The organism is Sphingobium mellinum (assembly GCF_037860795.1).
GTDB lineage: Bacteria > Pseudomonadota > Alphaproteobacteria > Sphingomonadales > Sphingomonadaceae > Sphingobium > Sphingobium mellinum.
The window spans coordinates 550,359-563,804 of the sequence record NZ_JBANRK010000001.1 but is presented as its reverse complement, the minus strand read 5'-3'; the positions used below and the strand labels follow the sequence as shown (position 1 = coordinate 563,804).

At 62.8% G+C, this 13,446-nt stretch carries 9 protein-coding genes and 1 pseudogene; 4 read left to right on the top strand and 6 right to left on the bottom strand.

Annotated elements, in window-relative coordinates:
* The first annotated feature begins 26 nt into the window (after nt 1-26).
* Complete coding sequence (locus AAC640_RS02845; protein WP_340264880.1) at nt 27-2,327, top strand: putative bifunctional diguanylate cyclase/phosphodiesterase; 2,301 nt, start codon at nt 27-29, stop codon at nt 2,325-2,327.
* A gap of 139 nt (nt 2,328-2,466) precedes the next feature.
* Here AAC640_RS02845 and AAC640_RS02840 read toward each other — a convergent pair whose 3' ends face one another.
* The 5 genes from AAC640_RS02840 to cysS form a co-directional block, all read right to left on the bottom strand.
* The gene (locus tag AAC640_RS02840; protein ID WP_340264558.1) at nt 2,467-3,216 is read right to left on the bottom strand and encodes a ParA family protein; all 750 of its coding nucleotides are present in this window, start codon (nt 3,214-3,216) and stop codon (nt 2,467-2,469) included.
* Between the two features lie 119 nt (nt 3,217-3,335).
* On the bottom strand, nt 3,336-4,061 hold the full coding sequence (locus AAC640_RS02835; RefSeq protein ID WP_340264557.1) for a cupin domain-containing protein: 726 nt from the start codon (nt 4,059-4,061) through the stop codon (nt 3,336-3,338).
* A gap of 154 nt (nt 4,062-4,215) precedes the next feature.
* A complete protein-coding gene (locus AAC640_RS02830; RefSeq protein WP_340264556.1) occupies nt 4,216-5,586 on the bottom strand; it encodes a class II 3-deoxy-7-phosphoheptulonate synthase in 1,371 nt (456 codons plus the stop codon).
* Between the two features lie 123 nt (nt 5,587-5,709).
* Entirely contained in the window at nt 5,710-6,066 is a 357-nt protein-coding gene (locus tag AAC640_RS02825) for a Rap1a/Tai family immunity protein (RefSeq protein ID WP_422794940.1), read from the bottom strand.
* Nucleotides 6,067-6,175: 109 nt separating this feature from the next.
* Nucleotides 6,176-7,711 carry a cysteine--tRNA ligase gene (gene cysS, locus AAC640_RS02820; protein WP_340264555.1) on the bottom strand — a complete coding sequence of 512 codons (1,536 nt, stop codon included), beginning with the start codon at nt 7,709-7,711 and terminating at the stop codon, nt 6,176-6,178.
* A 304-nt stretch (nt 7,712-8,015) separates the two neighbouring features.
* On the opposite strand from cysS, the gene AAC640_RS02815 reads away from it, so the two are divergent.
* The 3 genes and pseudogenes from AAC640_RS02815 (at nt 8,016) to AAC640_RS02805 (ending at nt 10,576) form a co-directional block, all read left to right on the top strand.
* Nucleotides 8,016-8,708 (top strand): Bax inhibitor-1/YccA family protein, encoded by a 693-nt coding sequence (locus tag AAC640_RS02815; protein WP_340264878.1) that lies wholly within the window; start codon nt 8,016-8,018, stop codon nt 8,706-8,708.
* A gap of 88 nt (nt 8,709-8,796) precedes the next feature.
* Nucleotides 8,797-8,993, top strand: a pseudogene (locus tag AAC640_RS02810) (TFIIB-type zinc ribbon-containing protein).
* Nucleotides 8,994-9,115: 122 nt separating this feature from the next.
* Nucleotides 9,116-10,576, top strand: coding sequence for a mannose-1-phosphate guanylyltransferase/mannose-6-phosphate isomerase (locus AAC640_RS02805; RefSeq protein ID WP_340264554.1), 1,461 nt, complete (start codon nt 9,116-9,118; stop codon nt 10,574-10,576).
* A 41-nt stretch (nt 10,577-10,617) separates the two neighbouring features.
* Here AAC640_RS02805 and polA read toward each other — a convergent pair whose 3' ends face one another.
* On the bottom strand, nt 10,618-13,404 hold the full coding sequence (gene polA, locus AAC640_RS02800) for a DNA polymerase I (RefSeq protein WP_340264553.1): 2,787 nt from the start codon (nt 13,402-13,404) through the stop codon (nt 10,618-10,620).
* Nucleotides 13,405-13,446 lie beyond the last annotated feature (42 nt).

Below are 13,446 nucleotides of genomic sequence, written 5' to 3'. Positions count from 1 at the left end.
CACAGGAACGTGTTCCCTTGCGTGCGATGATGGGTCTTGCCAGTGTGGCGAACGAGGCGGGTCTTCGCGTCATGGGTGCGCAATTGCGCTCGGCCGACAGCGCTGCCCTGCTGCGCCGATCGATGAACCTGTTCGGCATATTGTTCCTGTGGCAGGTTTTCGGCAGGTCGATTTCCATCCCCATATTGGCGGTGTGGACGGGTGCGATGATCCTGTCGATGCTGATGTGCATCATCACGGGCCGACGCCGAAATGGTCGCCCGCGACGAGAGGTCAATGCACGGGATCTGCGCCTCCATGGCCTGGGGGGGCTCGGCCAGGGCATTCTCTGGGCGAGCGGAATGTTGCTGCTCTCGACCGAAGGCGGTGCGACTCAGCTGGTGGCGATCTGGACGATCTTCAGCTGCATCATGGTGTGTGGCGCGATCAGCTATGCCACGACGCCGCTCGCAGCTACCGGCTTCCTGCTGTCTTGCATCGCCGGATTGCCGGCGCTGTTCCATGCGCCGGGCCATTTCCCGCTGCTGATGCTTGCTACGAGCTATGCCCTGTCACTGCTGGTCGGCTGCTTCCTCTACGCCCGCACATTCGCCCGCCAGCATAGCGCCAGTGTGCAGCTGGAAGAAAAAAGCGAGGTGGTCAGCCTGCTGCTGCGCGAATATGAGCAGGAGGGGTCCGACTGGCTGTGGCAGACCGACGCCAGCCGTCGTCTGAACAGCGTGTCGCCCCGCCTGGCAGAGAGCCTGGGCTGCGCCCCCGCCGAGCTGGACGGAATGCTGCTGGTCCAGATCCTTGCGGGCTCTGCCTGGGAAAGCGGCCTTTTCCATCCCGGCCTTCATGCCCTGGCCGACCATCTCAAGCGGCGCGAGAGCTTCAGCAACCTTGTCGTCCCGGTGGACGTGAAGGGGGCGAACCGCTGGTGGGAATTGTCGGCGTCGCCACGATATGATGATGCGGGCGTGTTCCTCGGCTTTCGCGGGGTGGGATCGGATGTCACGGTGCAACGGGAATCCGCCGACCGTATTGCCCAACTCGCCCGCTTCGATCCGCTGACGGGGCTGCCCAACCGCGTCCATCTGCGCGACGTGCTCGACAAGTCCCTGGCGGATTCGCGCAAGCAGCGGTCGATGAGCTGCGCCTTTCTGATGATCGACCTTGACCGTTTCAAGGCGGTCAACGACACGCTCGGTCATCAGGTGGGTGACAAGCTGCTGACCCAGGTGGCGCGGCGTCTGCGGCAAATCTGTTCGGGCGCCGAATTTTGCGGGCGCATCGGCGGCGACGAGTTCGCCGTCGTGATCCCTCAGCTTTTCGAGGAACAGGCCATAGCCCGCCTCGCCGGCGCCATCATCGGCGGACTGTCGGTTCCCTATCAGGTCGATGCGCACATTCTGCATGTCGGAGCGTCCGTTGGCTCTGCGATATCGCCGCAGGATGGCGCGGAATCCGAAGCGCTCATCCGCAGCGCCGACTTGGCGCTTTATCGTGCCAAGGGCGAGGGCGGGGGCACCCACTGCGCCTATGAGCCGCAGCTCCATGCCCAGGCGGAGGAACGGCGCAAGCTGGAACTTGCGCTGCGCGATGCGCTGGAGCGGGACCAGTTGCATGTGGTCTACCAGCCGGTGGTCGATGCCGAGGAGGGCACGGTCTTGGGGTTTGAGGCGCTGCTGCGCTGGACCCATCCGGAAATGGGCGCGATCTCGCCCGCGAAGTTCATTCCCGTTGCCGAAGAGGCCCGGCTGATCGCGCCGATCGGTGAATGGGTGCTGCGGACCGCCTGCATGGAGGCGGTGTGCTGGCCGGACCCGGTTCGGGTCGCGGTCAATGTATCCGCGGAGCAGCTGGTCCACCCCAGCTTCGTCGCGGCGGTGATGTCGGCGCTGGCGCAAAGTGGGTTGGATGCGCAGCGGCTGGAATTGGAAGTCACCGAAAGCGTGTTCATGAACGCCGATACGGGTGCGCTCAAGATATTGGACCAGTTGCTGTCGCTCGGCATCCAGCTGTCGCTCGATGATTTCGGGACCGGCTATTCCTCGCTCGGCTATCTCAGCCGGACGCGCTTCAACACGATCAAAATCGATCGCAGCTTCGTGGTCGGCGCGTCCAACAACAAGGCCGAAAGCCTGGCCATCATCCGCGCGGTCGTGACGCTGGCCGACAGCCTGGGGATGGCGACGACCGCCGAGGGCGTCGAAACCGAAGCCGAGCTGGCGATGGTCAGGCGCCTGGGCTGCCGCAAGATCCAGGGCTATTATTTCGGGCGGCCGATGCCGGCGAAGGAGGCGGCGGCGCTATTCCCGGCCGATCCGCTGCGGGCGCGGTCCTGAGAGAGGTTGGAATTACGGCCCTGTTATGGAGAACGGCTAGAGCATTTTCGAAGCAGATGAGATCATCTGCTGACTGGGAAAATGCGTTAAAGCAAAGATGTGGACCAGTCAGTCTGATGCAATCAGAACGGAAACGGCTCTAGCGGCTCAGCAACTGCCGTTCGATGCTCGTCCAGAGGCCCGAGAAAGCCTGCGCCGATGGAGACGACGCGGCGAAGGCCCCCAATGGCTTGCGGCGCACGGCCATTTGCTCGACCGCGCTCGCCATCGGGATTGCCGGCCAGTTGGGCTGCGCGTCCAGTGCCGTGCGATGCAGCGCCCGCCGGCGATCGACCATGGAATAGACCGGCAATATCGGCGGATGGCTGCCGCCGCGCTGGACGAGATAACGCGCGACTTCCCCCATCGCGCGTTGGGCGAGGGGGGATGGTATCACCGGAATGACGATGAGGTCGGCGGCGCGAAGCACCTGCTCGCTCGTTTCGGTCAGACCCGGCGGGCAGTCCAGGATGATGCGATCATAATCCTTGCCCAGCCCTTCGATCAGTTTGGCGAGTCGCTTCTTCTTGTCCATCTCGCGAAAAAGATGGTCCAGGCTGCGGAGCGAGGTGTCGGCGGCGATCAGGTCCAGGTTCTGTACGCTGGACGGCTGGATCAGCTTTCGGACGTCCACATCCTTGCTGAAAATCGCTTGCGCGGCATCGCGGCTTGCCAGGTCGGTGGAGAGCAGCCAGCTCGACGCTGCCTGGGGATCGAGGTCCCACAACAAGGTGCGTCGCTTCGAAATATTGGCTGATGCCCAGGCAAGGTTGATCGCGAAGGTGGTTTTACCCACGCCTCCCTTGAGGCTGTAGACGGCGATGGTCGCCAATTGCGGTTCCTTTGCCATGAGCGGAAGCTATAGGGATGCGCCGCCAAAGCAAGGGTCCAAATCACGGCCTTGTTACGTTCGTGTGACGAACTGTGGGCAATGAGGATGAAGGCCGCCCGACCCGTCGAGCGGCGCCATCAGGCGGGACGATGGATGGCATAGACTTTCTTGACATGCACGCGGCTGTCCCAGCTGCAATGCGCGCCCTGTTCGACCAGGAAGATGTCGCCCTTTCGGAACGTCCCTTCGCGACCGTCGCCGTCGACGAAGGTTACGCTGCCTTCCAGCAGCTGCATCAGTTCATAATGGCGATAGGGCATGGACAGGCGATGATAGGGGGTCGAATCCCAAGTGCCGCAGACAAATTCCCCGTCGGCCGAGCGATAGTCGGTGAAGTTGCGGCAGTCGGGCGTCGGACCCACAAGCAGTTCGGCGAGCGGAGCGGCCGACGGTTCCAGTGGCGCGTCCTGGTCGATCGGGATGACGGCGGACGACCCGCCCGGGCTACCCTTGCGGCGCATTGCGATGATCCGCGCGCCTTCGCGCGAAGACCAGGAAAATCCCGTTCCCTTGGTGATGACGAAACTCTGGTCCGGGGCGAACTGACGGGTGCGATCGGCACTCTTCAGCGCGAGAGCGCCGTCGAGCAGGATCAGAAATTCATCCTCGGGCAGCGCGTCGACGCGCCCGCGTCCTTGGGGCAGGACGATGAGGTTGATTGAAACGGACCCCTCCGGCAGGTCGAGCGCCACGCGGCTGGCGAGGAATGGGTCGCCCTGCGCGTCATCGGGAATGGTGGCGACCGCTGCAAAGGCGCGCAGATCGCGAAAGCTGCGGGTTTTGGTGGCCAGTGCTTGGGTCATGGGATCCTTCATCCTGTCAGGCAGGCTTCGGGATTAGACCGGAGGCAGCGATATTTTTCGCTCAAAGCCAGTGTCGCGGCTCAACATTGTGCCGTTTCGATCGGCATATGGGGACAGCGTGCTCCGGCTCGCGCAGGAGCACGCTTCCTTCACCTCATGCCGCGGCGCGGCGTTCCTTCAGTTCCTCGTTCAGCATTTCCGCGAGCAGGAAAGCGAGTTCGAGGCTCTGCGCCGCGTTGAGGCGCGGGTCGCAATGGGTGTGGTAGCGATCCGCCAGCCCCTCGTCGGTGATGGCGATGGCGCCGCCGGTGCACTCCGTCACGTTCTGGCCGGTCATCTCGGCGTGGATGCCGCCACCGAAGCTGCCTTCGGCCCTATGGACCGCGAAGAAGCCGCGCACTTCGGCAAGGATGCGGTCGAACGGCCGCGTTTTGTAGCCATTGGCGGCCTTGATGACATTGCCGTGCATCGGATCGCAGGACCACACCACCGGATGGCCCTCGCGCAGCACCGCCCGGACCAGCTTGGGCAGGCCTGCTTCGATCTTGTCATGGCCATAACGGGTGATGAGCGTGATGCGCCCTGCTTCGCGGGTCGGGTTCAGCAGGTCGAGCAGGCGAATGAGCGCGTCCGGCTCCAGGCTGGGACCGCACTTCATGCCGATCGGATTGCCGATGCCGCGCAGATATTCGACATGGGCCGATCCCTCGAACCGGGTCCGGTCGCCGATCCACAGCATATGGGCGGACGTGTCGTACCAATCGCCGGTCAGCGAATCCTGCCGGGTCAGGGCCTGCTCATAGGGAAGCAGCAGCGCTTCATGGCTGGTGTAGAAGCTGGTCCCGCCAAGCTGCGGCACGGTTTCGGGCGACAGGCCGCAGGCGCGCATGAAGTCGAGCGCCTGGCCGATCTGGTCCGCCATCGCCTCGAATTTCGCGGCCCACGGGCTGCGGCCCATGAAATCGAGCATCCAGCCATGCACCCGGTCGAGGCTCGCATAGCCGCCGGTCGAAAAAGCGCGCAGCAGGTTCAGCGTCGCGGCCGACTGGTTATAGGCCCGGACCATGCGCTGGGCATCGGGCTCACGCGCTTCCGGCGTGAAGGCGATGTCGTTGACATTGTCGCCGCGATAGCTGGGCAGCTCAATCCCGCCGATCGTCTCGGTATCGGCCGAGCGCGGCTTGGCGAACTGCCCCGCCATGCGGCCGACCTTCACGATCGGCAGCTTGGACGCGAAGGTCAGCACCACCGCCATCTGCAACAGCACGCGGAAGGTGTCGCGGATATTATTCGGATGGAACTCAGCGAAGCTCTCCGCACAGTCGCCGCCCTGTAGCAGGAAAGCGTCGCCGGTCGTGACCTTGGCGAGTTCGTGCTTGAGGCTGCGCGCTTCGCCGGCAAAGACGAGCGGGGGAAACTGGCTGAGCTGTGCCTCCACGGCGCCAAGCGCCTGGGCATCACGATAGACGGGCATCTGGATGCCCTTATGCTCCCGCCAGCTTTCCGGCGTCCACTTCGCCGCCACGTCGAGTCTCCTAAAGCTACAAAAATAGGGGCCGCACCTACGCTTATGTAGGGACTAAGGCAAGTTTATACACAAGCCGTGGCCAGCCCGTCTAACGAGCCGTGACGATCACAGTGATCGGCGTCATTTCTGGCACGGATAGCGGCTGTTGAGCGCGACGCTGACCAGCACCGACGCCGGTGCCTTGCGCTGGTCGGGATAGCGTTCGAGATAGCTGACGACCGTGCGGCGGACCTCGTCCGCATCCATCTGCGCCGGCCAGCAATTGGGCTGGGCGCGGCCGATGAACACATCCTTCTTTATGCCGTCCACCGCGCCCACGATGTAGGCCGTGCAGGCCAGCGCATATTCCGGCGCCTTGTTGCGGCATTTGGCAAGCAGGGTCGCGCCGGTTTCGAACATGAAATTCTGCGCTTGCGCGGGCGGTGGTGTCACGCTGCCAAGGGCGACGACCGCTATCGCCGGGAAAAGCCATCTCATGGCGGCGGAAGGTGCGCCTTCGCGCGTGGCCTGTCCAGATAAACCAACGCGGGTCCGCCTCGGTTCGTCTCATTGTGACGGAGGCGTAACACATTGGTAAACCGTGATTTTACTCTAATATCAAGCGCCAGTCCCAGCGCAGCGGATCACCGTCCATGACTTCGACGCCGCGCGCGAGCAGCCCGTCGCGGATCTCATCCGACAGCGCGAAGTCCTTGTCCGTGCGGGCGGCCTGCCGGCGCTCCACTTCCGCCTCGATCTCCTCGGGGGTGATCTGGGCGCTGCGGGGCTGGATCCGCAGATCGGCGCGGGTCAGTTGCAGCAGGTTCAGGCCCAGCGCCTGGTCGAAAGCAGCGAGCAGGCAGAGCTTTTCATCGACCGGCACCTTTTTAAGGGTAATCGCTTCCTCGAGCAGCGGCAGCGCGCGCGGTGTCATGAGATCGTCGCTGAGCGCGGCGTCGAACTGTTCCAGCAGCGGGGAGAGCTTGGGATGCAGGTTCGCTCGCAGATATTCGAGGCGCGGCGACTGCCAGGTGACGCCCTCCGCGCGCGTTTTCAGCGCCTCGACCGCCATGACGAGGCGCTTCAGCCGCGTGAGTGCGGCCCTCACGCTGCCGGCGCTGAATTCCAGTTCGCTGCGATAATGGGCGCCCAGGCAAAGCAGGCGATAGGCAAGCGGATGGACGCCGGCATCCATCAGCGAAAAGAGGGTGGTGAAGCCGCCCTTCGACTTGCTCATCTTGCCTTGGCGGTCGACCAGGAAATTATTGTGCATCCACCAACGCGCGCCGGTGAAGCTACCGGTTGCCGCGTCTGCATCGCCGCCGCAGCAGGCGGACCGGAAGGCCTGGTTCTGTGCGATTTCATTGGGGTGATGGATCTCGCGATGGTCGATCCCGCCGGTGTGAATATCGAACGGGTAACCCAGGCGCGCCTCGCTCATCACCGAACATTCCAGATGCCACCCCGGCGCGCCCTTGCCCCAGGGGCTGTCCCATTCCATCTGCCGCTGTTCGCCGGGGGGCGACTTGCGCCAGATGGCGAAATCGCTGGGATTGCGCTTGCCCGCGACCGGATCGATGCGGGCGTGGGCGGCGTCGTCGCGCCCACCGGCCAGCGCCCCATAATCGGGCACGCTGCTACTGTCGAAATAGAGGCCGGTTTCCAGCTCGTAGCAATGCGCGGGCGCGATCTTCTGCGCAAAGGCGATCATCTGCGGCACATAGTCGGTCGCGACCGTCCATTCGCTGGGCGGCAGGATGTTGAGGTCCGCAATGTTGCGTTTGAAGGCGTCGGTATAGTGCGCCGCGATGTCCCAGATGCTCTTGGCTTGAGCGCGGGCCGCCGCTTCCATCTTGTCGTCGCCGGCGTCCGCGTCGCTGGTCAGGTGCCCGACATCGGTGATGTTGATGATGTGCGTGACCGCCACTTCCTTCCACAGCAGGGTCCGGCGGAGCGTGTCCGTGAAGATATAGGCGCGCAGATTGCCGAGATGGGCATAGTTATAGACCGTCGGCCCGCAGCTGTAGATGCGGGCGTGATTGGGTTCGATCGTGGTGAAGGCCTCGACCGTGCGGCTCAGGCTGTTGAACAGGCGCAAAGGAGCGCCGATATGCTGTTGGGCTGGGGTGAACTGGTCGCTCATGCGGCAGCCATGCGGCGGTTCGTTGGAAGCGTCAACAACGGTGTGAATTTGTAACAAATTGTTGCTGGCGGGGCGATCCCTTGCATTGGCGCGTTGGCCCACCGATATTGTTGATGCGGGCCGGGCCCCTCTGGCGGTTGGACGAATTACCATGTTCAGCCGTGATGTCGGACCGCATCGAGTGTGCTCGGTGCAGGTTCGTGAGCGTTTTGTCCCCCCTCTGCCTCACGAAGACCGCGCCGGGCCACTCGATCCACGATAGACGTTTGGTTGGAGTATAGACGCCGTGAACAATCCCGTTCGTATGCCGGGCTATGGTGCGAGCCACACGGCGCAGACCGATGCAGGGCTGCGCGCGCACATGCTGGGCGTTTTTCGCAATATGGGCATTGGCCTGGTTATCACCGGGCTGGTCGCTGCCTTTATCGGCAATACGCCGCCGCTGGCCGCCGCGATTTTCGGCACGCCGCTCAAATGGGTGGCGATCTTTGCGCCACTCGCCTTTGTGTTTTTCTTCAGCTTCCGCATCGAAAAAATGACGACGGCGGGCGCGCGCCTGGCTTTCTACGCCTTTTCGGCGGTCATGGGCGTGTCGCTGGCGAGCATCTTCTTGGTCTTCACCGGTGGATCGATCGCGCAGGCCTTTTTCTCGGCTGCGGTGATGTTCCTCGCGATGGCGCTGTGGGGTTATACCACCGGGCGTGACTTGTCGAAGTTCGGATCGTTCTTGATCATGGGCCTGATCGGCATTCTGGTCGCGAGCCTCATCAACATCTTCATCGGCTCGTCGGCCATGGCAATGGTGATCTCGATCATTGGCGTGGTGGTGTTCACTGGTCTCACGGCCTGGGACGTGCAGCGGATCAAGTCGGAATATTTCAATTATGCCGGCCAGGAAGTCGCGCAGAAAATGCAGGTCATGGGTGCACTGTCGCTGTACCTGAACTTCGTCAACCTTTTCCAGATGCTGCTCAGCCTCACCGGCGAACGGGAATAAGCCGGTGCGCGATGCTCAGGCAGTGTCGGCGATGCTCTGCCCGGTCTGTCATGCGGCCCTCTCCATGACGGACCGGTAGGGACTCGAAATCGATTTGTGCCCGCAATGCCGGGGCGTTTGGCTCGACCGGGGAACTCGACAAGATCATAGAGCGATCCGGGCGGGACGCGGCGCTAGTTGCAGCTTCGACCGCTGCGTCCAGCTATCGCCGAACGTGACTATCGAGACGATCGGCGATATTCCACGAAGCGCAAGAAAAGCTTTCTCGAAGCGCTTTTCGACTGAACAGGTGAGCCGGGTGTGCATAGGTCCGGCTCTTTTATGTCGCCCAGTGAATGTGCCGATTGAAATGTCGTGCTTTTGCCGGTTAGACGGGTGGCTCATTCCCTCGCCGGAAGAGTTGATCCATGTCACATGATGCCGCCGTGCCAATTCAGGATGTTACGCCCGTCATATTGGCCGGGGGCAGTGGGACGCGGCTGTGGCCCTTGTCACGCAAATCCTATCCCAAGCAGTTCGTGCCGCTGCTGGGCGAGGGCACGCTGTTCCGCGCAGCAGCGTCGCGCCTGACCGGATCGGGCGAAAGCTTCGCCTTTTCCCGACCGATCGTCCTTACCAACTCTACCTTCCGATTCATTGTCGCCGAGCAGCTCGCGCAGGAAGGACTCGACGCGGAAGCGATATTGATCGAGCCGGCGGTACGGAACACGGCGCCGGCGATATTGGCGGCCGCCCTTTATCTGGTCGAGCGACGTCCCGATGCGATGATGCTGGTCGCGCCGTCCGACCATGTGGTGCCGAACGCGGCAGCATTCCGCACGGCCGTGGACAAGGGCGTTCCTGCGGCGCTCGCAGGGGATTTGGTCACTTTCGGCATCAAGCCGACCCGGCCGGAGACCGGCTACGGCTATCTGAAGCTCGTCGCCAAGCCGGATGTGACGGGCGAACCCGTCAAGCTGGCGCGCTTCGTCGAAAAGCCTGATGCGGAGCGGGCTGCGGCCATGCTGGCGAGCGGCGATCATCTCTGGAACGCGGGCATCTTCCTCTTCGCCGCCAAGGATCTGATCACCGCGTTCGAAACGCATGCGCCGGCTGTTCTGGATGCCGTCAGGGCCGCCATTGCTCAGGCGGAGGGCGATCTGGGTTTCTGTCGGCTGGGGACCGAACCCTGGGAAGCCTGTCCAGACATATCGATTGACTATGCGATCATGGAACGGGCGGCAAACCTTGCCGTGGTACCATATGCTGACCAATGGTCTGACCTTGGCGGGTGGGACGCGGTTTGGAGCCACCTGCAGCCGGACGAGCAGGGTGTCGCGCTGTCAGGCGCGGCGACGGCCATTGACTGTCGGGATACGCTGCTGCGGTCGGACAGCGAGGGGCTGGAACTGGTGGGTCTTGGTCTCGACAATGTCATCGCCATCGCGATGAACGACGCCGTGCTGATCGCCGACAAATCGCGGTCTCAGGATGTTCGCCTGGCTGTTGATGCCCTCAAGAAGAAGGGTGCCCCACAGGCGGAGAATTTTCCCAAGGATCACCGGCCCTGGGGCTGGTATGAAAGTCTGTTGGTCGGCGGACGCTTTCAGGTGAAGCGCATCACCGTGCTGCCGGGCGCTTCACTCAGCCTGCAGAGCCATTTCCATCGGTCCGAACACTGGATCGTGGTGGAGGGGACTGCGAAGGTCACCGTCGAGGAGGATAGCACGCTGCTGTCAGAGAATCAGTCAGTCTACATCCCGGTTGGGGCGAAGCACCGAATTGAGAATCCTGGCCGCATCCCGCTAGTGTTCATAGAGGTGCAGACCGGCTCCTATGTGGGCGAAGACGATATCGTCCGTTATGAGGACCGGTATGCGCGGGGATAGCACCGTTCGTCATGCCACTTCCCACGGTCATGATGGATGGGTCAATGTGCCGCGCCCCAGCTTGGTCCGTGGCCGATTTCGACGCCAAGGGGCACGCTGAGCCTGACGATCGGTTCGGCCGCTGTTTCCATCACCCGGCGAATGATGGCGCCCGCCTGGTCGACTTCACCTTCCGGTACTTCGAACACCAGTTCGTCATGCACCTGCAGCAGCATCTTGACCTGATGCAGTCCTTCGGCGGCCAGGGCCGGACCCATGCGGACCATGGCGCGCTTGATGATGTCGGCGCTGGTTCCCTGGATCGGAGCATTGATCGCCGCGCGTTCGGCGCCCTGACGCTCGTGCTGGACCGGCGCCTTGATGCGCGGGAACCAGGTTTTCCGGCCGAACAGAGTTTCGGTATAGCCGCGTGATCGCGCCTTTTCGATGGTCTCGCTGATGTAGAGGCTGATGCCAGGGAAGCGCTCATAATAGCGGCTGATCATGTCCTGCGCTTCGTCGGCGCTGATTTCCAGCCGTCCGGCAAGGCCCCAGCGGCTGATGCCGTAGAGGATTGCGAAGTTGATCGTCTTGGCCCGCCCGCGCGTGTCGCGATTGACCTCTCCGAACAATTGCTGAGCCGTGGCGGCGTGGATGTCCTCGCCATTGGCGAAGGCCTCCCTTAGCGCCGGGACATCAGCCATATGCGCTGCGAGGCGCAATTCAATCTGGCTATAGTCCGCTGCCAGGATGACGTTCCCCGGCTCGGCGACGAAGGCGTGGCGAATCTGGCGGCCGACTTCGGTCCGGATGGGAATGTTCTGGAGGTTTGGATCAGTCGAGGACAGGCGGCCGGTCTGCGCGCCGGACAGCGAATAGCTGGTGTGAACGCGGCTCGTGTCCTTATTGATCTGGGCCTGCAGAGCGTCGGTGTAGGTCGACTTGAGCTTGGTCAACTGCCGCCAGTCAAGGATCTTGCCTGCGATTTCGGCGCCTTGGACCTTCAGTTGTTCGAGGATGGTGACATCGGTCGAATAGGCGCCCGATTTGCCCTTCTTGCCGCCCTTGTATCCCAGCTTGTCGAACAGGATCGCGCCTAGTTGCTGGGTCGATCCAATCGCGAAGGGCTGCCCGGCAAGGGCGTGGATTTCGCTTTCGAGCCTCGCGATCTCCGCTGTGAATTCGGACGAAAGGCGGGAGAGCGCTTCTCGGTCGACCTTGATGCCTTCATGCTCCATGCCCGCGATGATCGACACGAGCGGCCGGTCGACAAGTTCATAGACACGATTAGCGCCTTCACTGGCGATCCGGCTCTTGAACAGCTTCCACAGCCGCAGCGTCACGTCGGCGTCCTCGGCGGCATATTCGGTTGCCTTGTCGAGTGGAACTGCGGCGAAGCTGATCTGGCTCTTGCCGGTGCCGCAGACCTCCTTGAAACTGATGCATTTGTGGTTGAGGTGAACTTTTGCCGCCTCGTCCATGCCATGGCCGGCCAGGCTTTGCCCGGCGTCGAGGTCGAAGCTCATGACAATGGTGTCGTCATAGGGCGCGATTTCGATCCCATGGCGGCGCATGACCGTCAGGTCATATTTCAGATTCTGCCCGACCTTGAGGACACTGTCATCCTCCAGCAGCGGCTTTAGTTTCCCGAGTACGAAATCCTTGGCGAGTTGCTGCGGCTTTTCGGCGAACATGTCCGTGCCGCCGTGGCCGATTGGTATGTAGCAGGCCGCGTTGGGACCGATGGCGAGGCTGACGCCGACCAGCGCGCAGGATACGCAATCGAGCATGTCGGTTTCGGTGTCCACCGCGACGATGCCCTCGGCATGAGCGGCGGCGATCCAGCGGTCGAGCGCTTCTTCCGTCACCACCGTTTCATAGAGGCTGCGATCAATAGGGGGGGCCACTTCAAGGACCGGGGCGGCCGGCGCTGTAACCTCGGTCACGGCGGCTGCGGCGGTCGCGATCGCTACCGCCGCGGCGGGCGCGCCTGCGCGAGCGAGCAGCGATTTGAAGCCATGATGTTCGAGGAAGGCTTGCAGCGGTTCGGGTGGAATGCCCTTGAGCGTCAGATCGTCCAGCGGTTCGGGCAGGTCCATTGCATCGTGCAGCGCGACGAGGCGGCGTGAAAGCCGCGCCATATCGGCATGGGCGATGAGATTTTCCTGCATCTTCGATTTCTTCATGGAAGGCGCCGCTTCAAGGGTCGCTTCCAGACTGCCATATTCACTGATGAGCTTCGCCGCGGTCTTGGGGCCGATGCCGGGCACGCCGGGAACATTGTCGACGCTGTCGCCCATGAGGGCAAGCACATCACCCAGTTGCTCGGGCTGAACGCCGAACTTGGCCATCACATAGTCGGCGCCGCGCCGCTCATTCTTCATCGTGTCGTACATGTCGACGCCGGGCTGGATGAGCTGCATCAGGTCCTTGTCGGAACTGACGATGGTGACGTGCCAGCCCTGCGCCACGGCGGCCTTTGTATAGCTGGCGATGATGTCGTCGGCCTCGAACCCCGCTTCCTCGATGCAGGGGAGAGAAAACGCGCGGGTCGCGTCGCGGATCATCGGGAATTGCGGGATAAGGTCCTCGGGCGGCGGCGGACGGTTTGCCTTGTACTGGTCGTACATGTCGTTGCGGAAGGTATGGCTGCCCTTGTCTAGCACCACGGCGAGATGGGTCGGCCCCTCGGCTTTGCCCAGTTCATCGGCCAGCTTCCAGAGCATGGTGGTGTAGCCATAGACCGCGCCGACGGGCTGGCCATGCTTGTTGGTGAGCGGCGGAAGCTGGTGATAAGCGCGGAAGATATAGCCGCTGCCGTCGACAAGATAGAGATGATTCTGAGGCATGGCGCAGGGGATAGCGGGTTATGCGGAGTGGCTCCAGTGGGG